The organism is Sphingomonas sp. ABOLE (genome assembly GCF_003950455.1).
In the GTDB taxonomy this organism is placed as follows: domain Bacteria; phylum Pseudomonadota; class Alphaproteobacteria; order Sphingomonadales; family Sphingomonadaceae; genus Sphingomonas; species Sphingomonas trueperi.
Genome location: NZ_QQWY01000012.1, coordinates 25,319 through 45,168, shown reverse-complemented (window position 1 = coordinate 45,168; position 19,850 = coordinate 25,319). Strand labels below are relative to the sequence as shown.

The following is a 19,850-nucleotide window of genomic DNA, read 5'->3' as shown; positions in this document are numbered from 1 at the left end:
GGATCCGCCTTGCCCGAAGTCATTTTCCCCGGACCCGAAGGCCGCCTCGAGGGCCGCTTCGCTCCCGCGCCGCGCCCGCGCGCACCGGTTGCGATGATCCTCCACCCGCATCCCAATGCGGGCGGCACGATGAACAACCGCATCGTCCAGGATCTCTACAAGACCTTCCAGCGCCGCGGCTTCGCGACGCTGCGCTTCAACTTCCGCGGCGTCGGCAAGAGCCAGGGCACCTTCGACAACGGCATCGGCGAACTCTCCGACGCGGCGAGCGCGCTCGACTGGGTGCAGAGCTTCCACCCCGAGGCGTCGTCCACCTGGGTCGCGGGCTTCGGCTTCGGCGCCTGGATCGGCATGCAGCTGCTGATGCGCCGCCCGGAAATCCGCGGCTTCATCTCGGTCGCGCCGCCGGCGAACATGTTCGACTTCACCTTCCTCGCACCCTGCCCCAGCTCGGGCATCATCATCCAGGGCGAGCAGGACGAGGTCGTGACCCCCGGCGCGGTGCAGAAGCTGGTCGACAAGCTGCGCACCCAGAAGCACATCACCATCCACCACGATACCGTGCCCGGCGCGAACCATTTCTTCGAGCACGAGATGGACCAGCTGATGGGCTCGGTCGACCGCTATCTCGACATGCGGCTCGACCCCAACTGCCCGATCCGCTGAGGATCCTGGCGGCTCAGCGCGGCGCGAACGTCGCGCTGAGCCAGCGATCGACCACGGCGGTGGCGGGATAGTCCGCCTCGCCCAGTTGCCGGTTCATCGCGACATGACCGCGCAGGCCCCGGCCTTCAAAGCCCTGCACCTCCACCTTCGATCCTTCCGCACGCAGCGCCCTGGCGAGCGCTTCGGACTGGCGCGTGCCGTCCTCGCGCTGGACGTGGAGGATCAGGAACGACAGCACGTTCGGCCCCTTGCTATGCGCGACCGGCGACAGCGCGCGCTGCCGCGCCGGATCGGTGCCGAACGCCTTGGTATAGATCGGCCGCATGAAGCGCCCGGCCTCGGCCATTTGCGCGGGCACGTCATAGGCCGCACCATCGAGCAGCACCACGCCGCGCAGCTGGTCGAGCATCAGGTCCTGCGCGTGCATGTAGCGCGGATCGGTGGCGACCAGCGCGGCAAGATGCGCGCCGGCGCTATGCCCCATCAGCACCATGCGGTTCGGGTTGAAGCCGAGGTCGCGCGCATGCGCCACCAGCCAGGCGAGTGCGGTCGCCACGTCCTGCGCCTGCTGCTCCACGGTGGCGCCGGGCACCAGCCGATAGTCGATCGTGGCGAAGGCATAGCCATTGCCGGTAAAATGCCGGATCTTGGCCGCCCCGGTCGCATTGTCCTTCGCGCCATGCTCCCAGCCGCCGCCATGGACGAAGACGATCAGCGGCGGCGCGCTGCGGGTGAAGACGGTCGGCGGGTAGTAGTCGAGCGTCTGCTCGGGCGCGGTGCCGTAGGCGAGGTTGTGCTTCGGTGCGGAGGCCAAGGGCGCCGCGGGTGCGACTTGCTGCTGGGCGAGCACGGGCGGGCCCGCGAGGAACAGTCCGGCTACCACCCACCCGATCGCGCGCATCCTGGCTCTCCTGCTGCGAGCGGCAGGATATCGCGTGGGTGCCGGGTGGGTCGACTCGGAAAAGGTCGCAAGATGTAACGATCCCGCGCCCGTGAGCGCCCCTCCCCGCTTTCGGGAGGGGCTCGGGGAGGGACCGACGTGGAGGGAATAGCAACGCTTCGGCCATCCCCCCCCCCCGCCCCCTCCCGCAAGCGGGAGGGGAGCGCAGCTTGCGAGGTCGCAGCCCTACACCGTCCAGATCAACACGTTGGCCAAAATCACCAGCGCACATACCAGCATCAGCACGCCGCGCTGGCGATCGCCGCGGCGGAGCACCGTCACCCCACCCCAGCCGAGCGCCAGCACCGCCAGCATGGCGAGGCCCATGGTCAGCGGATACAGGCCCGAAAGCGCGCTCAGGTCACCACCGCCCATACGGTCACGCCCGTGACGACGCAGACGCAGCCGCAGGCCGCGGCCGCCGCCAGCTTGGGATCACTGCGATAGGCGATGCGCAGCGTGAACCAGAGGAAATGGCCGAGCGCCAGCGTGCCGATGCTGGCGACCTGGGCGATGGCCCCGCCGACCGGATTCCCGCGATCATTCCGTGCCCCCGAGCGTCCGCGCATAGTCCTCCTGGTCGACATTGCCGCCCGAAACGATCACCAGCGTTCCGGGTTCCGCCGGTATCTTGCCCGCGAGCAACGCGGCGATTCCCGCCGCCCCGCCCGGCTCCACCACCAGGCGCAGCTTTGCCGCCGCCCAGCGTTGTGCGATTCTGATCTCCCGCTCGCTCACCGCGATGCCGGTCGCACCACGCCGCGCAAGCACGTCGAAGGTAAGCGACGAAACCCGCTGAGTCTGCAGTGAATCGCACGCCGTGGGGGGCGGATTGTCCCCAACCGGTTCGATCCAACCCGCTTCGAGACTCCGGCGCATGTCGTCCCAGCCTTCGGGCTCCACGGGGAAGATCTCCGCCTCGGGCAGCGCCAGCGCAATCCCGGCCGAAAGCCCGCCGCCGCCGCAGGGCACCAGCACCCGCGCGGGGCCTTCCCGCCCCGCCTCGGCCATCTGCCTGGCGGCTTCGATGCCGGCGCTCCCCTGCCCCTCGATGATCCAGGTGTCGTCGAAGCTCGGCACCAGCGCCGCGCCGCGGGCATGGGCGAGCTGCTCGGCGATCTTCTCGCGGCTTTCGGTGGCGCGGTCATAGCGCACCACCTCGGCCCCCAGCGCCAGCGTCGCCTCCAGCTTCACCCTGGGCGCGTCGGCCGGCATCACGATCACCGCAGGAATGCCCAGCCGCTTGGCCGCCCAGGCGACGCCCTGCGCATGATTGCCCGAGGAGAAGGCGACCACGCCCTTGTCCCGCACCCGCGCGTCCAATGCGGTCAGCCGGTGCCAGGCGCCACGGATCTTGAACGCGCCGATCGGCTGCAGGCTTTCCGCCTTGAACGCCACCGCCACGCCACGCACCTCCTGCACGAGCAGCGGGGTCGGCGGCAGGATCGCCGCCACCTTGGCGGCGGCATCGCGGACCCCTGCACGGGTAGGCTGTCGCAAAATCGTCACAGAACATCCCTCGCCGTAGAAAAACCTACCCCAGAATCACTTTACACGGGGGACCGACGCGCATATGTGCGCTCCTCCGCTGCCCCATGGGACTTCCAACCGCAAGGCAGCTTTTCGTCAATGTTTGCCTCACGGCATTTGGAGGTCCCTTGAGTTGCACAAGCATCATCGCGCGCTGGGGTTAGCGACCACCCTCGTCGGCACCACCCGTGTTGCCGATATCGCTAAGCTTCGTCCGGTCCAGCCGGTAACGCTCGTCCGCCCGCACGCCGCATCGCGTGCGGCCCGGTTCTTCGCAGAGAAGTTCCCGGGTCGCTCGATGTATGCCGTGAAGGCCAATCCCTCGCCGGATCTGATCCGGATCCTGTGGGAGAGCGGAATCACGCATTTCGACGTCGCATCGATCGCCGAGGTTCGCCTCGTTGCCGGTGTCGCGCCGCAAGCAACCCTGTGCTTCATGCACCCGGTAAAGGCTGAGGAAGCCATCGCCGAGGCGTATTTCGAGCATGGCGTTCGCGTATTCAGCCTGGACAGCATGGAAGAGCTGGACAAGATCGTGCGTGCCACCAAGGGCGCCACCGATCTCACGCTGTGCGTACGCCTCCGCGTTTCGTCGGATCACTCGAAGCTCAGCCTCGCGTCGAAGTTCGGCGTCGGCCCGGGCGAGAGCAAGGACCTGCTGATCGCGGTTCGCCAGGTGGCGGATGCCCTGGGCATCTGCTTCCATGTCGGCAGCCAGGCGATGTCGCCGGAAGCCTATGCCAATGCGATGGAGCGCGCCCGCGCCGCCATCGTCGAGGCGGGCGTTACGGTCGATGTCGTCGATGTCGGCGGCGGGTTTCCGTCCAGCTATCCCGGCATGGAGCCGCCACCGCTCGAGCGCTATTTCGCGACGATCCACCGCGCCTTCGAAAGCCTGCCGATTTCCTATTCGGCAGAGCTGTGGGCCGAGCCGGGCCGCGCGCTGTGCGCCGAATACAGCTCGCTGATCGTACGCGTCGAGCGTCGTCGCGGCGACGAACTGTACATCAATGATGGTGCCTATGGCGCACTGTTCGATGCGGCGCATATCGGCTGGCGCTTCCCGGTCCGTCTCCTCCGCGAGCCGGATTCGAACGCCAAGGACATGGGCTTCAGCTTCTACGGCCCCACCTGCGACGACATGGATCGCATGGCGGGCCCGTTCGAGCTGCCGGCCGACATCCAGGCGGGCGACTATATCGAGATCGGCATGCTCGGCGCGTACGGCGCGGCGATGCGCACCGGCTTCAACGGCTTCACGGCCGGTGATACGGTGATCGTCGACGACGAGCCGATGGTCTCGCTCTATACCGGCGAAGACGAGACGGCCGAGGTTTCCTCGAACGTCGTCAAGCTGTAACGCTGCACTCGTAGCGACGAAAGGCACTCCCCTCCCGCATGCGGGAGGGGCTGGGGGTGGGCCCCCGCCATCCTCGCACCGGATCGCCGGTGGCGAGCGGGCGCCCACCCCCCGGCCCCCTCCCGCACGCGGGAGGGGGAGCAAGAACGGGTTTCCGCGTCCCCTTTGAATGACGGCGGCCATGTGAAAATGGGAGTTCCCATGTCCGAAAGCCTCACCAAGACCGCGGCGGCCAACGCCCCGATCAACGACACCCGTAAGGCCGAACTGCTTTCGAAGCAGGTCAAGCACATCGACATCAAGAGCTTCGACGCGCGTCCGATCGTCGATGCGATGAGCGACATGAGCTTCACCAGCCGCGACCTCGGCCGCGCGACCAAGATCTACAACGACATGCTGGCCGACAAGGACTGCACGGTCTGCCTCGTGATCGCGGGCTCGACCTCGGCCGGCGGCTGCATGGACCTTTATGCCGAGCTGGTGCGCAACAACATGGTCGACGTGATCGTCGCCACCGGCGCGACCATCGTCGACATGGATTTCTTCGAGGGCCTGGGCCACAAGCACTATCAGGCGCTCGAAATCCCCGACGACGACACGCTGCGCTCGCTCTACATCGACCGCATCTACGACACCTACATCGACGAGGAGCAGCTCCAGGACTGCGACTTCACGATCAACAAGATCGCGAACGAGCTGGAGCCGCGCGCCTATTCGAGCCGCGCCTTCATTCGCGAGATGGGCAAGTACCTCTCGGAGCACGGCAAGAAGGAAAACAGCCTGGTCAAGCTCGCCTATGAGCATGACGTGCCGATCTTCTGCCCGGCGTTCGTCGACAGCTCGGCCGGCTTCGGCCTCGTCAAGCACCAGGTCGATCAGATGAAGGCGGGCAAGCCGTACCTGATGATCGATGCGGTCGCGGACTTCCGCGAGCTGACCGAGATCAAGATCCAGGCGGGCACCACCGGCCTGCTGATGATCGGCGGCGGCGTGCCGAAGAACTTCATCCAGGACACCGTCGTGTGCGCCGAGATCCTCGGCCATGAGGACGTGGAAGTGCACAAGTACGCCGTGCAGATCACCGTCGCCGACGTGCGCGACGGCGCCTGCTCGTCCTCGACGCTGCAGGAAGCCGCCAGCTGGGGCAAGGTGAACACCGGCATCGAGCAGATGGTGTTCGCGGAAGCCGGTTCGGTGATGCCGCTGCTGGCGTCCGACGCCTATCACCGCGGCTACTGGAAGGATCGCGCCAAGCGCGGTTGGGCGAAGCTGTTCGCCTGAGCCTTTCGGGACCGACAAACGGAACGGCCGGGGAGCGATCCCCGGCCGTTTCATTTTCAGGGGCTAAGGAACTCGACACCGAGGTCGCACTCCTAGAGCGTTTTCACCATGGGTGAAGACGCTCTAGATGTTTGTTTGCCGCATTTTCCGAGTCGTTGACCGTATACGGTCAACTTGAAAATGCTCTAGCCCCTCCCCTTCAGGGGAGGGGTTGGGGTGGGGAAGTGTCTCACCGAGACCAGCAGAGGTTCTGGAATCCCTCCACCCCCACCTCCGAGGAGGAGGAGGGACTTAAGAAGTCTCCACCGCTTCGCGCGCTGCCTTGGTCATTGCCGCCAGTTGCGCGAGCGTCTCGTCGAACCGGCCTTCGCGCTCGGCATCGCGGAGGAACTTCACCCGCTCCACCAGCACCTCCTTCGGCGTCGGCTGTTTCCCGAACAGCGCCAGCACCTCGTCGGCGAAGTTGTCGAGCGGCTGGTAGCCCGGGCGCTGACTCTGCCCCGGGGTCAGCTCGGTCTGCACCGCGGGCGGGGCAAGCTCGATCACCTCGACCTTGCCGTCCAGCACCGCGCGCAGCGACACGGTGTAGCTGTGCATCGCCGCCTTGGTGGCGTTGTACGTCGGCGTCGTCACCAGCGGCACGAAGGCCAGCCCCGAGGTGACGTTGACAATCGCCGCGTCGGGCGTCGCCGCGAGATGCTCGACCAGCGCATCGATCAGCCGGATCGGGCCGAGCAGATTGGTCGCGATCGTCGCCTCGGCATCGGCGAGGTCGCGCTTGGCGTCGAGCGCCTCGAAGCGCATGATCCCGGCATTGTTGATCAGGACGTTTACGGCGGGATGTGCCGCCAGCAGCCGGCCGGCGAAGTCCGCCACGCCCTCGGCGGTTTCCACGTCGAGCGTCAGCGCGTGCATGTTGGCCCGGCCTTCGCAGGCCGCCTCCAGCGCCTCGCGCCGCCGCCCCGCGACGATCACGGTGTTGCCGGCGTCGTGGAACCGGTGCGCGAGTGCCGCGCCGATGCCCGAGCCGCCGCCGGTGATCAGGATGGTGTTGCCTTGGGTCTTCATCATCGCCTCCAGTGCTGATTGCTGGCGGCGATGTACGCCGCTAGGCTCCCAACGAAAGAAGGCACCCGAAAGATTTATACCCACCCAAAAGAGAGTGACTCGATGCCTGCCCCCGCTGCCACACCCCATGCCGACTATCCGGATCTCGACCCGCGCGTGGAAGCGTTGGTCACCGAGGTGATCGGCCGCGTCGCCGACAAATGGACGATGCTCATCCTCGAAACGCTGACCGAGCAGGGCGAGTTGCGCTTCACCCAGATCGGCAAGGCGGTGCCCGGCATCAGCCAGAAGATGCTCACCCAGACGCTGCGCCAGATGGAGCGCGACGGGCTGGTGACCCGCACCATCCACGCCGTGATCCCGCCGCGGGTCGACTATCGGCTCACCGATCTGGGGGGCACGCTGGCCGAGGCGTTCTGTGGCGTGTGGATCTGGGCGGCGACCCATCTCGAGCGGATCGAGGCAGCGCGGGCAGCGTTCGACGCGCGCACCGCCAAGGCGTAACCTTCCGGCTCAGGGCTGCTGCTCCAGCCGCGCGACCATTCGCCGCACCGAGTCGATCTGCAGCCCGTGGCGGAGCTGGAAGCCGAAGGTCTGGCTGTAGCCCCACCAGTCCCAGCAACCGAACGGATTGGCCTGCCAGGTCAGCGGGATGCCGCCCTGCTCCACCGGGATGTTCCACCAGGTCGCCGATCGGTCGACCTGCGGGTAGAGCAAGATGATCCGGTTGGTGTCGGCCCAGCGATTATAGCCGAGCTGCGCGTAGATCACGTCGCTGCCGCCGAGCGAATTGACGCTCTGCACGCAACCATGAAAGACGACGTGTACGCGGCATCCCGGACGCGCGCTGCAGTCTGCGGGCACATAGGCATAGCCCGTGTTCGCCATGGCGGCCGCACCGCTGCCATAGCGGCGCTGGTCGAACGCGAACGGCCTGGCCGAAAGCGACGCCGCCGCTTCGCGCTTCAACCCATAGATGTGATCCAGAATTGCATGCGGCTGATCATAGGGTCGGCCATTCTCGGTACACTGCACGACATAAACGGGCGATTTGTCCTCGCATCGCCCCCCCACCTCGGCGGAGACGAAGGCATGGCTGGCCGGCAGCGCATCGACATAACGCAGCGCGGACCTGGGCACCCGGGCGAGCGTGTAGAAATCGAATACCGAGCGCATCACGGCGGGCACGACGACCGAGTCATGGCTGCCGCTGAACAGATAGACGCGCTGGCGGGCGATGTTGGAAACGGGATCGATCACCCGGTCACGTGCGAATCCGGTTACCGCCCGCCAGCTGTCCTCGGCAGACCAAGGCCGGTCCATGCAGTTCGCGACCACCGCCTGGGCGCCCGAAAGCGCGAACCGTGCACCGCAATTGTAGAGCCCGCCCGCCACGACGCCGACGCCCATGACCTCGCTCGACCACGCAACCGAATATTGCACCGCCATAAAGCCGCCGGAGGAAAGTCCCGAGACGGAGACTTGCGTGCGATCCGCCCCCAGCGCCGGCAGTTCCTGCGCAGTGACAAAAGGTGCCCAACACAATGCAAGCAGCGAAAGCAGCATGGAAAAGGCGCGCATCGTTCACCCCCCGGTGACCATGAGAATCCACGCCGCGACGGCTCCCCGGCAATCGCTGGACGCAGCTGCGACCTTACGCGCTTCTACCATGATTCGCCGCGTCCGCGAAGACAAAACGGGGCCTCCCGCGCCCCCTCGCCAGTCGCGCATGGCAAGGCTATAGCGCCTGACCGCAGTTTCCCCTGTACGCCATCATGACCAGGATCGCCTGATGCTTCGCTCGCTGCTTCCGCTGCTATTGTTAACCATAGCGGTTCCCGCTCGCGCGCAAGACGAATCTTCCGGACGATTGGCGGCGCCCTCCCCAGCGACGCTGGTCGCCCGCTATGGCGCCGATCCGCTGCAGCTGGGCGAGTTGCGCCTTCCCAACGGCAAGGGCCCCTTCCCCGTCGCGGTGGTACTTCATGGCGGCTGCTGGGACGCGACGCAGGGCGAACTGCGCGACACCGCGCCGCTCGCGGAGGCACTGGCGGCGCGTGGCATCGCGACCTGGAACATCGAATATCGGCGCGCCGGCACTCCGGGGGGCGGCTGGCCCGGCACCTTCGAGGACGTGGCCGCCGCGACCGACCATCTCGCGGTACTCGCCCGCACCCAGCCGCTCGATCTCGACCATGTCGCCGTGGTGGGACATGATACCGGCGCACAACTCGCACTCTGGGTTGCCGCCCGGCCGAGGCTCGGGAACCCGATCGCGGGCGCGATGGCGGTACGCCCGGTGACCGCCGTCGCGATCGACGGGCCGGGTACGCTTGGCCCGCTACTCGGTGCCGCTGCGCAGGCCTGTGGCGAGGCCGCCGCCACCCGCTTCATGGGCGGCACGCCGGCGGAAAAGCCCGAAGCCTATGCGCTCGCCAGCCCGCAGGGACATCTGCCGCTCGGCGTCCATCAGCTGATCGTCGTCGGCGCGCTGGGCGCGGAGATGGCGCCCTATGTCCAGGCCGCGCTTGCCTCGGGCGACACGGTGGTGAAGCTCGCCCCCGGCGGGGCAGACCACCGCAACGTCATCGCGCCCGCCACGCCGCAGGGCAAGCAGGTCGCGGATTTCATCGCGGCGCAGGCGTTCGGGGAGTAGCGGGGCCCTGGCGCCCCTTATCGCTAACCGCTCGCAATAATATCGCGAACGGTTCGCAATAATTAGCCCCCTGCCCCCAGCAGATCGTGCCGGCGCAAGGCATGGCGAAGCTGGTCGTAGGTCAGTCCCAGCGCCTCGGCAGTCGCGCGCTGGTTGAAGCGATGCTCGGCCAGCGCCTGCGACAGGAGCTGCTTCTCGAAGCGCGAAACCCGCGTCTTGAAATCCCCGCCCAGATCCGCTGGCGCCGGGGGCGCGGCAGCGGGTGCGGCCGCAGCCGGGGCCGCCGGCTCGGCAGGCTTGTCCACCGGGCGCATCGACGAGGCCATCGGCCGCGGTCGATAGGGCGAGGCGAACGGATCGATCTCGATATGGTCGATCGGCCCGCCGCGGTCCCAGCGATAGACCGCGCGCTCCACCACGTTGCGCAGCTCGCGGACATTGCCGGGCCAGTCGTAGGACAGCAGCGCGTCGAGCGCATGCGGACCCCAGCCGGGCCAATCCTGCCAGCCCAGTTCGGAGGCCATGCGCCGGCCGTAGAACTCCGCCAGCACCTCCACGTCACCACCGCGGTGACGTAGCGGCGGCAATGTCACCACCTCGAAACTTAGCCGGTCGAGCAAATCGGCGCGGAAGGTCCCCTTCTCCACCCGGTACGGCAGATGTTCGTTGGTCGCCGCGACGATGCGGACGTCCACGCGCACCGGGCGCGAGGAGCCGATCCGCGTGATCTCGCCATATTCCACCGCGCGCAGCAGCCGCTCCTGCGCGCCCATCGAGAGCGTGCCGAGTTCGTCGAGGAACAGCGTGCCGCCATCGGCCTCCTCGAAGCGGCCGGTGCGCGCCTTGGTGGCGCCGGTGAAGGCACCGGCTTCGTGCCCGAACAATTCGGCCTCGATCAGCGTCTCGGGAAGTGCGGCGCAGTTCATCGTGACCAGCGGCTGGTCCCAGCGCGGGCTCAGCCGGTGGAGACGCTCGGCGACCAGTTCCTTGCCGGTCCCGCGTTCGCCGATCACCAGCACCGGGCGATCGAGTGCCGCCGCCCGGCTCGCCTGTTCCAGCGCGTCGATAAAGGCCGAAGACTGGCCGATGACCTGGGTGATCCGCTCCATTCCCCAAGCTTGGCGAATTTTCCCAACTATTAGCAAGTGCAATTTGCGTAACTACATTTGTAGTCGACCCGGAAACGTCAGTTTTCCGCCATTTTCAAAAATTGGCACGCCTCCTGCAAAGATGGAGGCAAGCCCGATGACGGGCAGCAACATCAACCTGCCAAGGTTCAGGAACACGATCATGACCAACCAGATCCACACCCTCCGCAACGCCTTCGTGGCGGTTTCCTTCGCCTTCCTCGCCAGCGTGGTTCTCACCGCCGGCGCGGTGGCCCCGGCGATCGCCTGAGGCGGGCACACGAGGTCTCCCCGGCACTGCCTCCCTCGGTAGTGCCGGGGCCGCCGGAAGGGCCCCCATCCCTTCCGGCGGCACCCCCAAAGAACATACGAAGGAGCGCAATATCATGGGTATCTTCTCGCGAACCCGCGACATCATCGCCGCCAACGTTACCGACCTGCTCGACAAGGCTGAAGATCCGGCAAAGATGATCCGCATGATCATCCTCGAGATGGAGGAAACGCTGGTCGAGGTTCGCGCCAGCGCCGCCCGGACGATCGCCGATCAGAAGGAAATGCGCCGCCACATCGCGAAGCTCGAAAAGCTCCAGGAAAGCTGGACCGAAAAGGCCGAGCTGGCCCTGTCCAAGGACCGCGAGGACCTCGCCAAGGCCGCCCTGGTCGAACGCCAGAAGGCCGCCGACATGTGCGACCAGCTGCAGCAGGAGATCGCGGTGCTCGACGAAGCGCTCCGCGCCTCGGAAGAGGACATCAACAAGCTGCAGAACAAGCTGCGCGAGGCGCGCACCCGGCAGAACTCGATCGTCGCCCGCCTGGAAAGCGCCAACAACCGCGCCCGCTTGCGGGAAATGACCAACGGGTCGAAGATGCAGGACGCCTTCTCGCGCTTCGACATCCTGGAACGCCGCGTCGATCTGGCCGAAGGCCGTGCCGATGCGATGGGCCTGGGCGGCAACCCGAAGACGCTCGAAGAGGAAATCGCCGAACTCCGCTCGTCGGAAAAGGTCGATGCCGAACTCGAGGCGCTCAAGGCACGGCTGAACAAGGGAGCATAACCGGTGGACGAAATCATCATTCCGGTCTTCGTCTGCGCGATACTCTTCCTCGGTCTTCCCTGGATCGTCTTCCACTACGTCACGAAGTGGAAGCAGGCAGGAACGATCACCCGGGAAGACGAGAACCTGCTCGATGACCTGTATCGCACGGCGCGCATGCTCGAAGACCGGCTGATGACGGTCGAACGCATCATCGCCGCCGACAACCCCGACTATCGCCCGCTCTCGGCCCAGCGCCCCGAGCCGGGCCAATATGATCCTTCACGGAGGAACTGAGATGTCCGCTCGCACCAAATTCTATCTCGATCGTCAGAACCGCAAGTTCATGGGCGTCTGCGCCGGCCTGGCGGATTACACGGGCATCGACGTGACCTGGGTGCGCGTGGCCACCGTGCTGCTCACCCTGGCCACCGGCTGGGGCGCCCTGGGGTATTTCGTGATCGCCTGGATCGCGAACCCCAAGCCGGTGGGCCTCTACGACACGCCGGAAGACGAACGCTTCTGGCAGGGCGTCCGCTCCAGCCCCAAGCGCTCGACCTCGGAGGTCCGCTCCAAGTTCCGCGACATCGATCGCCGGCTCGCCGACATCGAGATGTTCTACACCAGCCGCAACACCCGGCTGGCTGACGAGATCGAAAGCCTGCGCTGAGGCGCAGGCTGCCAACAGGGAGGCACGACGATGGACTGGAGTGGCCCCGGCTTCGTGATCGCACTGGTGGCGATCTCCACCTTCGGGTGGCTGGCCAACAACTGGATCCGCGCCAAGCACGGCTATTCGATCAGCGACGATCACGGCAAGAATATCGACAAGATCGACGCCCACACCAATCGCAAGATCGACCTGCTCGCAGCCGAGAACGAACGGCTCGCAGGCCAGATCAGCCGACTGGAAGACCGAATTTCGGTGCTCGAACGGATCGCCACCGATCCCGCCGAGCGCACCGCCCGCGCCATCGACGCGCTGCGCTGAGCTCAGGGAGACGCACAATGATCGAAGTAGCACTCGCCCCGTTCATGCCCTGGATCATCCTGGCCGGAATCGCCATGGGCTTTTTGGGGGTCGGCGGCTGGCTGTTCACCACCTGGCTCCGCGTCAAGAACGGGTACCCGCTCGAAAACAGCTGGGGCAAGGCAGTGTATCCGCAGCGCAACGACGAGGCGATCGAGCGGATCAAGCTGATCAGTCAGGAGAACGCCCAGCTGCGCGCCGAGCTCGGTTCGGTCAAGGACCGGCTCGCCAATGTCGAACGCATCGTGACCGATGGCGCCCACCAGCTCGATCGCGAGATCGAGGCACTGCGCAACCGCTCGAACTGAGGAGGCTTCGATGAACCTCAACATGATCGCGTTTTTCACGCTCGTGGTGGTCATCCCCGTCGTCGCCGGCGTCGGCAGCGACATGTTCCGCCGGTGGCTGAAGCACAAGGAGGCGATGGCCCAGGCGCTCAACGCCCAGACGGCGGAGAAAGCGGCACAATATGCCGCACAGACGGAACGGTTGGAGCAGCGCCTGCGGGTGCTGGAACGGATCATTACCGATCGCGGCATGGGTCTCGCCGAAGAAATCGAAACGCTGCGCGACGCGCCGCTGAACTGAAGAAACGTTTCCACCTTCTTCCACGCAAGGAAATTTCGATGATTGTCATGCTCGCAGTGCTTGCCGCACTGTGCGGGGGAGCTATTGCCCTCGCCGAAAGCCGCGATCGCCCCCGCCGCCGCGCCCTCCGCGCCGCCCAGGCATCGCAAGCAGGAAATTGAGGCGCCACACGCGCCGGTACAGGGGAGTAAGGTGCAATGAACCCGTTCGAAATGGTCGTGGCCATCATCGTCGTGATCACGATCGGCAAGGTTCTCCAGGCGCGCTACGGCGTGGTCAAGGCGGGCCGGGGCGACCGAATGGAAGGCCTCGCCGTCCGCGATCCAGCCGAGAAGTTCGAGGCCGACCGCCTTCGCGACGAGATCCGCGCCCTCAAGGAGCGCGTCCAGGTGCTCGAACGCGTCATCACCGACAATGAAAACAGCCTGCGGCTCGACCACGAGATCGAGAAGCTGCGCGACAAGAACCGGATCTGAGCCATGTTTCTGGGAGCGAACCCCATGACCATCGACCCGCAAACCACCATCACCCTCGCCGTCTCCGGCCTGGCCGGGCTGGGCATGATCACCGCCGCGGCATTGTCCGGCTGGCGCGGCTGGCTGGCGCTGAAGCACCGCGAACTGGTCGAACTCCGCCGGCCCGAGCCGACCGCCGCGACAATGCCCAGCCCCGCCTCGCGGATCGAGCTGGCCGACCTCAAGGAACGCATCCGCAAGCTGGAGGCGATCGCCGCCGGGGTGGACCTGTGAGCCAGGCGACCCCGCCGGTGGCGGAGGCCCAGCCCGCCCCGGCGCCGGCGCGGGCACCCCGCCCCCGGCTCGGCCTGCGCTACGACGCCCCGGCGACGAAGTAACCACGAGGCTGGAAAAGCCCGCGCTACCCCGCTAGCGCGGGGACCATGACCAGCCTCGACGATCTCCAGGAAGAATACGGGTTTCTCGACGCCGACGATCGCTATCGCCTGCTGATCGATCTCGGCAAGGCGCTCGAGCCGATGCCCGACCCGCTCAAGACCGATGCGACGCTGGTGCGCGGCTGCTCGGCTTCGGTTTGGGTCTATCCGACGCGAACCGACGACGGACGGCTCCACTTCCTGGCGGATTCGAACGCGGCGATCACCAAGGGCATCATCGCGCTGGTGCTGCTGACCGTGCAGGATCGCAGCCCCGCCGAGATCCTGGCGACAGACATCGAAGCCGCGCTGGCGCCGTTCGACCTGAAGAACCAGCTCAGCTCGAACCGGACCCAGGGCATCCCCAACATGATCGCGCTGATCCGCGAAACGGCGGAGCGGTACGCCTGACTTAGAAAACCCTCTCCCCTTCGGGGAGAGGGAGGGGCCCGCTGCCGGAGGCAGTGGGAGGGAGAGGGGCACAGCGAGGCTCGCCTCGCGCGGTTGCTACGCAACCGCTCACCCTCTCCAAGCTGCGCTGGCGAGCAAGCTCGCAAGCTACGCTATCCTCTCCCTCAAGGGAGAGGAGACGCTACGAAAGCCCCAGTTCGCGCCCGACCTCTTCGAGGTCCGCGCCCTTCTTCACGATCAGCCATTCCCGCGCCTGCGCGCCGTTGACCACGGTCACCGCGCCGCCGGGGCAAACGCCGAGGCACTTGGTCTCGACGACGCCGACCTCGGCCTTGCGCCCCTTGCCGAGTCCGAACTCCTTGCGCAGCGCCTTGGCGAGCGAGGTCTTGCCCTTGGGGCCGAAGCCGCCGCCGAGCTTCTTCGAGCATTTCCCGCAGACCAGCACCGCATTGCCCCAGTTGGAGGCGACCAGCTGGCTCATTGCGGCTTCCACTGGCGCCGGTCCTCGGCGGTCTTGAGCACGTCATAGGCCGCCTGGATCGCCTGGAACTGCCTGGCGGCGGCGCTATCGTTCGGCCGCACGTCCGGATGATATTCCTTGGCGAGCCGGCGCCAGGCGCCGCGCACCGCCTCGAAGCTCGCGTCGACCTCCAGCTCCAGCACTTCCAGCGCCTTCATCTCGTCGCGCGAGCGGCTGCCGTCGCCGGGGCCGGCCCAGCTGTTGGTCGCCGAATGCGCATAGCCGTTGGCGGTGCGGCGCTCATTGGCCTCGCGCTGCGCCGCTTCTTCGGCGGTAAGCCCGGCGAAATAGTCCCAGTTGCGGTTATATTCCGCGGCATGTTCCTCGCAGAAATACCAGCGGTCCGGGTTGTTGGGGGATTTGGGCGCGGGCCGGTCGCCCGGCTTTTCGCAGCCGTCGCGGTCGCACAGCCGCACGCGCGCGGCCTCGCGCTCGGAGCCGTACTCGCGCCAGCGGGGAAAGCCCCAGTCCATCGATCGCGTGTGTCGCGCCATAGCCCGCCCAAATAGGGGCGCGGTCCAGCCTTGGCCAGTGCCCGCGCGCCGGAAGCAAAATGCCAGAGGGTCTGTAAGCCGGGTTCTGTCCACCCCATACGGGGATAGGCGACCATTCCTCTAGGCGACGGATCGCTCCGCCGCTCCAGCAACCAACCCGGACGACGCGCCGGAACGAGGCGCATGTGCCGTCCCTATTCGGTCTTGCTCCCGGTGGGGTTTACCAAGCCGCTTCCGTTACCGGTCGCGCGGTGCGCTCTTGCCGCACCCTTTCACCCTTGCCCTTACCCCGGCGAACCGGGGCAGTGGGCGGTCTGCTCTCTGTGGCACTTTCCCTGGGGTCGCCCCCGGCGGGCATTACCCGCCACCGTCGTTCCGTGGAGCCCGGACTTTCCTCCCCCTGCTTTGCAGCAGGCGGCGGCCGCCCGACCCTCTGGCGCGGTCCGCTCTAGCGGCTTCGCGCCGCTGCGCAAGCGGTTCAGCGCTGCGCGGCGGGCGGCGCGCTCGGCGCGGGCGCGGATTGGGTGGTGGTTACCGATGCGGTTTCTACACTGGGCGCAGATGCTGGCGCGGCCGGCTGCGGTGCCGCCTCGACACGCGGCGCAGCGGCCTGCTCGACCGCCGCGACCTCGCGCGACTTGGCCTGCTCGGCCGTATCCTGCGCATCGCCGCGGGCGTCCTGCGCCTTCCTGGCGGCGTCCTGGTCCTTGGCCTGATCCTTCGTCTTGTCGGCGTCCTGTGCGCGCTGTTCCTCGGGCTGCTCGCTCGGCTCGACCTTGACCGGCGCCATCGCGGTGCCCCAGGCCTGTACGTCGATGCGCCACTGGGTGCTGGTGGTCCCGCCGGCGAGCGCGGCACGGCGATAGTCGGCGGCAACGCTCACCACCTTGTCCGCGCCGGCGACGCGGGCGACCCGGTGCAGCTCGGCCCTCGCCTCGGCAGCGGTAGGCGCGTTCATGATGCCGATGCCGGGCCCCTTCGCGTCGCCGCGAACGAAACTGGTCAGGCGGACATGCACCGGGCCCATGGGTGCCATTGCAGCGCGAATCGAGTTGCTCACCGTTCGTACCTCCGGCGTGCACCCAATCAAATTCCGCTTAGAATTCCGTAACCAAACATGGTTAGCGGGTATCGATTCGCGTCAGTCCTCTCCCTGCGGGCGCGGCAGCAGCAGCGCGAGCAGGATGCAGCGGCACTCCATGTCGATCTCGCCGTCGATCATCTCCGGGCGGAACCGCCGCTGGAAGGCGGTCACGGCCGCGACCGGATCGGTAACGTCATAGCCGAAGCGCTCCAGCGCCAGCATGAAGCCGCCATCGGGCCAGCCGGGATCGACCAGGTTGCGCGTCGGCCGCGGCAGCGCCAGCCGCAGGCGGGCGAGCGCGTGCCAGTTGAACAGCTCGCCGGGATCCTGCTTGCGCGCCGGCGCCACGTCCGAATGGCCGACCACGTTGCCGCGGGTGATGCCGTGCCGCTCCTTGATGTCGGCGACCAGCGGGATCAGTGAGCTCATCTGTTCGGGGGTGAAGGGCCGGTAGCCGAATTCATGGCCGGGATTGACGATCTCGATGCCGATCGAGGCAGAGTTGACGTCGTCGATCCCGCGCCAGTGCGCGCGGCCGGCGTGCCAGGCGCGCTTGCCCTCGTCGACCAGGCGGAAGATGCGGCCATCCTCCTCGATCAGATAATGCGCCGAGACCTGCGCCTCCGGATCGCGCAGCCGCGCCAGGGCGGCCTCCCCGCTCTCCATGCCCGTGTAGTGAAGCACGATCATCGAGACGGGGGAGAGGCGCTCGCCGAAATTGGGCGAAGGCGCGTCGAGGATGTCGAGGCCGCTGGTCATGCATTCTTCTACTGCACGCATCGGCGCTGACAATCCGCCCGGCTCAACCAGCTGCCGCAACCGGCGCGGACTCGGCATCGGCGGTGCGATAGAAGCCGCGAAAGGCTTCGCTGGGGGTGAAATGCTCGGTCAGCCCGATCACCGTCTCGCCCGCGCCGAGCACCAGCAGCCCGCCGGGCTGGATCGCGGTCGCCAGCCGGTCGAACACCTGGCGGCGGAGCGGCAGCGAGAAATAGAGCATCACGTTGCGGCACAGGATGATGTCGAACTTGCCCGGCGGGGGCACATCCGCAGTGAGGTTCTGCTGGCGGAACTGGACGCGGCGGACCAGTTCCTGCCGCGCGACCCAGTCGCCGCCCTCGGTATCGAACCACTGGACCATCCGGCGCACGGGAAGCCCGCGCTGGATCTCGAACTGCGAATAGCGCCCCGCCCGTGCCCGGGCGAGTGCCGCGGCGGACACGTCGGTGGCGACGATCTCGGGCGGCATCGGGAAGGCGTCGGCCTTTTCGTCGAACAGCATCGCCAGCGACAGCGGCTCCTGGCCCGTGGAGCAGCCGGCCGACCAGATGCGCAGCCGGCGGTTGCCGATCGCCGCCTGCGTCGCCACCGCGGCCGCGGCGATCTGATCCAGCACCGCCACGTCGCGGAAAAAGCTGGTTTCCTGGTTGAGCAGCACGTCCACCACCTGGTCGGCAAGCTCGCCCGAGCGCGCGCCGAGCAGCTGCCCGACCAGCGCATCGAGGCTCGGCAGCCCGCGCTCGCGAAGCACCGGCTTCAGCGCCGTCTCGATCCGCCATGCCCGATTGGCGGCGATCTGCTGGCCGGTCCGCTGTTCGAGCAGCGCCCCGATCAGCTGCATCGCCCCGCCGCTTGGCGCCATATGGTCGATCATCGCGCCCCTCCCCTGCCGATCAGCCGTCCGATTTCGTCGGGCGGCAGCACCGCGCTCGCCCGTCCCGCCGTCGCCACTGCGCCCGGCATGCCCCAGACGACCGAGCTGGCCTGGTCCTGCACCAGCACCTTGGCGCCGACCTCGACCATCCGCCCCGCGCCTTCGCAGCCATCGCGGCCCATGCCGCTCAGCACCACGCCCAGCGCCCGCGCGCCGAACACCTCGGCGATGCTTTCGAACATCGGGTCGACCGAGGGCATGCAGCCGCTCCGCGCCCATTCGGTGCTCAGCCGGATCGCCGCCCCCTCGGAGGTACGCACCACCTTGATGTGCGCGTCGCCGGGCGCGATCACGATCCGGCCGGGGCGGATCCGCATCCGATCGGTCGCGACGTCGCACGGCCGGCTGCCGAGCACCGCGAGCTGGGTGGCGAAATAGGTCATGAAGCTCGCCGGCAGATGCTGGGTGACCAGGATTGGCAGCTGGAAGCTCGCCGGGATCTGCCGGAAGAACTGGCTGAGCGCATGGATACCGCCGGTCGAGGCACCGATCGCGACGATCTGGAAGGCATCGAGCTGGACGCTCGCGTTCGCGGGCCGCGGCGCCGGGGCCGGCGGACAGGCGGCGACCGGCTCGCCCGGCAAGTCGAACAACCTGGCGAGCCGCTCTTCCAGCACCTCGGCGAAACGCCCGCCGAACGCGCCGACGCCAGGCTTCACCAGCGTGTCGGCAGCACCCAGCGCCAGCGCCTGCAGCGTGGTCGCCGCGCCTTCGTCCGCCGAGGAAGAGACGATCAGCACCTTCGCCCCCCGGCCCGCGGTGACCACGTCCGGCAGCGCGGTGAGGCCGTCGATCCCGGGCATGGCGATGTCGAGCAGGATGATGTCGACCGTCTCGCGCGCCAGATAGTCGAGCGCCGCGCGCGCTTCGCTCAGCGCCGCCGTCACGCGGAAGCGCTGCGTGCCTTCGATCATCCGGCTCAGCACCGAGCGCGCGACGACCGAATCATCGACGATCAGCACGCGGCCCGTGGTGGGGGCATGCGCCGGATCGACCGGCAGCGGGGAGGACTGGCTCGTCACGCGGGCGCGCTCCGGCGGGAGGAGGTCAGGCGACGCCGACGATCTGCAGCTTGCTTTCCAGCGTCTCGCGATCGAACGGCTTCATCACATATTCGTCGGCGCCGGCCTCGATCGCCGCGCGGATATAGGCCATGCCGTTCTCGGTGGTGCAGAACACCACCTTGGGGCGTTTCTCCAGCCCCGAATTCTTGAGCGCGCGCAGGAAGTCCATGCCGCTCATCACCGGCATGTTCCAGTCGAGCAGCACCACGTCGGGCGTGGCGGCCAGGCAGGAATCGAGCGCCTCGCGCCCGTCGCCGGCCTCGCGGACTTCGAAATCGAGGGTTTCGAGAATGTGCCGGGCGACTTTCCGGATCACTTTCGAATCGTCCACGACGAGGCACGTCTTCATCGGTCCCTGATCCCCTGGCAGGTGTCTTTGAAATTCCACTTT

General features: G+C 67.3%; 29 protein-coding genes and 1 other RNA gene. 14 read left to right on the top strand and 16 right to left on the bottom strand.

From position 1 onward, the window contains the following. Positions 1 to 9 precede the first annotated feature (9 nt). The gene (locus tag CA234_RS09375) at positions 10 to 666 is read left to right on the top strand and encodes an alpha/beta hydrolase (RefSeq protein ID WP_125977433.1); all 657 of its coding nucleotides are present in this window, start codon (positions 10 to 12) and stop codon (positions 664 to 666) included. Positions 667 to 679: 13 nt separating this feature from the next. Here CA234_RS09375 and CA234_RS09370 read toward each other — a convergent pair whose 3' ends face one another. The 4 genes from CA234_RS09370 to CA234_RS09355 all read right to left on the bottom strand — a co-directional run bounded on the left by CA234_RS09370 (position 680) and on the right by CA234_RS09355 (position 3,115). Continuing rightward, a complete protein-coding gene (locus tag CA234_RS09370) occupies positions 680 to 1,567 on the bottom strand; it encodes an alpha/beta hydrolase (protein ID WP_125977432.1) in 888 nt (295 codons plus the stop codon). 225 nt (positions 1,568 to 1,792) lie between these two features. After that, positions 1,793 to 1,981: a hypothetical protein gene (locus CA234_RS09365; protein WP_125978402.1), complete on the bottom strand. Its 189-nt coding sequence runs from the start codon at positions 1,979 to 1,981 to the stop codon at positions 1,793 to 1,795. Beyond that, a complete protein-coding gene (locus CA234_RS09360; RefSeq protein ID WP_125978404.1) occupies positions 1,963 to 2,175 on the bottom strand; it encodes a hypothetical protein in 213 nt (70 codons plus the stop codon). The genes CA234_RS09365 and CA234_RS09360 overlap by 19 nt, the downstream gene beginning before the upstream one ends. After that, complete coding sequence (locus CA234_RS09355) at positions 2,147 to 3,115, bottom strand: threonine/serine dehydratase (RefSeq protein WP_125978406.1); 969 nt, start codon at positions 3,113 to 3,115, stop codon at positions 2,147 to 2,149. The genes CA234_RS09360 and CA234_RS09355 overlap by 29 nt, the downstream gene beginning before the upstream one ends. Before the next feature lie 154 nt (positions 3,116 to 3,269). On the opposite strand from CA234_RS09355, the gene CA234_RS09350 reads away from it, so the two are divergent. Together CA234_RS09350 and CA234_RS09345 are read left to right on the top strand one after the other, a co-directional pair. Further along, positions 3,270 to 4,496 carry a type III PLP-dependent enzyme gene (locus CA234_RS09350; protein ID WP_125978408.1) on the top strand — a complete coding sequence of 409 codons (1,227 nt, stop codon included), beginning with the start codon at positions 3,270 to 3,272 and terminating at the stop codon, positions 4,494 to 4,496. Positions 4,497 to 4,697: 201 nt separating this feature from the next. After that, entirely contained in the window at positions 4,698 to 5,777 is a 1,080-nt protein-coding gene (locus tag CA234_RS09345; RefSeq protein WP_126001516.1) for a deoxyhypusine synthase, read from the top strand. A 291-nt stretch (positions 5,778 to 6,068) separates the two neighbouring features. On the opposite strand, the gene CA234_RS09340 is transcribed toward CA234_RS09345, so the two are convergent. After that, positions 6,069 to 6,845 (bottom strand): SDR family oxidoreductase, encoded by a 777-nt coding sequence (locus tag CA234_RS09340; RefSeq protein ID WP_126001515.1) that lies wholly within the window; start codon positions 6,843 to 6,845, stop codon positions 6,069 to 6,071. A 102-nt stretch (positions 6,846 to 6,947) separates the two neighbouring features. Between CA234_RS09340 and CA234_RS09335 the strand changes: the two genes are divergently transcribed. Next, a complete protein-coding gene (locus tag CA234_RS09335) occupies positions 6,948 to 7,349 on the top strand; it encodes a helix-turn-helix domain-containing protein (protein ID WP_125977390.1) in 402 nt (133 codons plus the stop codon). Positions 7,350 to 7,358: 9 nt separating this feature from the next. Here CA234_RS09335 and CA234_RS09330 read toward each other — a convergent pair whose 3' ends face one another. After that, positions 7,359 to 8,411: a depolymerase gene (locus CA234_RS09330; protein WP_126001514.1), complete on the bottom strand. Its 1,053-nt coding sequence runs from the start codon at positions 8,409 to 8,411 to the stop codon at positions 7,359 to 7,361. Between the two features lie 304 nt (positions 8,412 to 8,715). Between CA234_RS09330 and CA234_RS09325 the strand changes: the two genes are divergently transcribed. Beyond that, complete coding sequence (locus CA234_RS09325) at positions 8,716 to 9,501, top strand: alpha/beta hydrolase (protein ID WP_164521759.1); 786 nt, start codon at positions 8,716 to 8,718, stop codon at positions 9,499 to 9,501. Positions 9,502 to 9,563: 62 nt separating this feature from the next. Here the strand turns inward: CA234_RS09325 and pspF are convergent, their stop codons facing one another. Both pspF and CA234_RS25180 read right to left on the bottom strand, forming a co-directional pair. Next, entirely contained in the window at positions 9,564 to 10,610 is a 1,047-nt protein-coding gene (gene pspF, locus CA234_RS09320) for a phage shock protein operon transcriptional activator (RefSeq protein WP_126001513.1), read from the bottom strand. A gap of 51 nt (positions 10,611 to 10,661) precedes the next feature. Beyond that, positions 10,662 to 10,793, bottom strand: a complete 132-nt coding sequence (locus tag CA234_RS25180; protein ID WP_277600119.1) for a hypothetical protein — start codon at positions 10,791 to 10,793, stop codon at positions 10,662 to 10,664. A gap of 221 nt (positions 10,794 to 11,014) precedes the next feature. Between CA234_RS25180 and pspA the strand changes: the two genes are divergently transcribed. From pspA to CA234_RS09275, 9 genes are all read left to right on the top strand, one after another. Further along, on the top strand, positions 11,015 to 11,683 hold the full coding sequence (gene pspA, locus CA234_RS09315; protein ID WP_125977385.1) for a phage shock protein PspA: 669 nt from the start codon (positions 11,015 to 11,017) through the stop codon (positions 11,681 to 11,683). Positions 11,684 to 11,686: 3 nt separating this feature from the next. Next, positions 11,687 to 11,959 carry an envelope stress response membrane protein PspB gene (pspB, locus tag CA234_RS09310; protein ID WP_125977384.1) on the top strand — a complete coding sequence of 91 codons (273 nt, stop codon included), beginning with the start codon at positions 11,687 to 11,689 and terminating at the stop codon, positions 11,957 to 11,959. 1 nt (position 11,960) lies between these two features. Next, complete coding sequence (gene pspC / locus CA234_RS09305; RefSeq protein ID WP_125977383.1) at positions 11,961 to 12,332, top strand: envelope stress response membrane protein PspC; 372 nt, start codon at positions 11,961 to 11,963, stop codon at positions 12,330 to 12,332. A gap of 30 nt (positions 12,333 to 12,362) precedes the next feature. After that, complete coding sequence (locus tag CA234_RS09300) at positions 12,363 to 12,653, top strand: hypothetical protein (RefSeq protein ID WP_125977381.1); 291 nt, start codon at positions 12,363 to 12,365, stop codon at positions 12,651 to 12,653. 17 nt (positions 12,654 to 12,670) lie between these two features. Further along, positions 12,671 to 13,000: a hypothetical protein gene (locus tag CA234_RS09295; RefSeq protein WP_125977380.1), complete on the top strand. Its 330-nt coding sequence runs from the start codon at positions 12,671 to 12,673 to the stop codon at positions 12,998 to 13,000. 82 nt (positions 13,001 to 13,082) lie between these two features. Next, a complete protein-coding gene (locus CA234_RS09290) occupies positions 13,083 to 13,280 on the top strand; it encodes a hypothetical protein (RefSeq protein WP_241213429.1) in 198 nt (65 codons plus the stop codon). 197 nt (positions 13,281 to 13,477) lie between these two features. Next, positions 13,478 to 13,756 carry a hypothetical protein gene (locus CA234_RS09285; protein ID WP_126001511.1) on the top strand — a complete coding sequence of 93 codons (279 nt, stop codon included), beginning with the start codon at positions 13,478 to 13,480 and terminating at the stop codon, positions 13,754 to 13,756. 24 nt (positions 13,757 to 13,780) lie between these two features. After that, positions 13,781 to 14,029, top strand: a complete 249-nt coding sequence (locus tag CA234_RS09280; protein ID WP_126001510.1) for a hypothetical protein — start codon at positions 13,781 to 13,783, stop codon at positions 14,027 to 14,029. 149 nt (positions 14,030 to 14,178) lie between these two features. Further along, positions 14,179 to 14,583: a SufE family protein gene (locus CA234_RS09275; RefSeq protein ID WP_126001509.1), complete on the top strand. Its 405-nt coding sequence runs from the start codon at positions 14,179 to 14,181 to the stop codon at positions 14,581 to 14,583. A gap of 181 nt (positions 14,584 to 14,764) precedes the next feature. Here the strand turns inward: CA234_RS09275 and CA234_RS09270 are convergent, their stop codons facing one another. From CA234_RS09270 to CA234_RS09235, 8 genes are all read right to left on the bottom strand, one after another. Next, positions 14,765 to 15,064 (bottom strand): (2Fe-2S) ferredoxin domain-containing protein, encoded by a 300-nt coding sequence (locus tag CA234_RS09270; protein ID WP_121078213.1) that lies wholly within the window; start codon positions 15,062 to 15,064, stop codon positions 14,765 to 14,767. Next, positions 15,061 to 15,597 (bottom strand): J domain-containing protein, encoded by a 537-nt coding sequence (locus CA234_RS09265; protein ID WP_125977374.1) that lies wholly within the window; start codon positions 15,595 to 15,597, stop codon positions 15,061 to 15,063. The genes CA234_RS09270 and CA234_RS09265 overlap by 4 nt, the downstream gene beginning before the upstream one ends. A gap of 58 nt (positions 15,598 to 15,655) precedes the next feature. Continuing rightward, positions 15,656 to 16,034, bottom strand: an RNA gene (gene rnpB / locus CA234_RS09260) — RNase P RNA component class A. Positions 16,035 to 16,075: 41 nt separating this feature from the next. Further along, positions 16,076 to 16,657, bottom strand: a complete 582-nt coding sequence (locus tag CA234_RS09255) for a hypothetical protein (RefSeq protein ID WP_241213409.1) — start codon at positions 16,655 to 16,657, stop codon at positions 16,076 to 16,078. An 81-nt stretch (positions 16,658 to 16,738) separates the two neighbouring features. Beyond that, complete coding sequence (locus CA234_RS09250) at positions 16,739 to 17,440, bottom strand: N-acetylmuramoyl-L-alanine amidase (protein ID WP_125977396.1); 702 nt, start codon at positions 17,438 to 17,440, stop codon at positions 16,739 to 16,741. A 43-nt stretch (positions 17,441 to 17,483) separates the two neighbouring features. Further along, positions 17,484 to 18,335, bottom strand: coding sequence for a protein-glutamate O-methyltransferase CheR (locus CA234_RS09245; protein ID WP_241213408.1), 852 nt, complete (start codon positions 18,333 to 18,335; stop codon positions 17,484 to 17,486). Next, complete coding sequence (gene cheB, locus CA234_RS09240; RefSeq protein ID WP_277600214.1) at positions 18,332 to 19,417, bottom strand: chemotaxis-specific protein-glutamate methyltransferase CheB; 1,086 nt, start codon at positions 19,415 to 19,417, stop codon at positions 18,332 to 18,334. Before cheB ends, CA234_RS09245 begins: the two co-directional genes overlap by 4 nt. A gap of 25 nt (positions 19,418 to 19,442) precedes the next feature. Continuing rightward, positions 19,443 to 19,808, bottom strand: a complete 366-nt coding sequence (locus tag CA234_RS09235; RefSeq protein ID WP_125977372.1) for a response regulator — start codon at positions 19,806 to 19,808, stop codon at positions 19,443 to 19,445. Between the last annotated feature and the right edge of the window lie 42 nt (positions 19,809 to 19,850).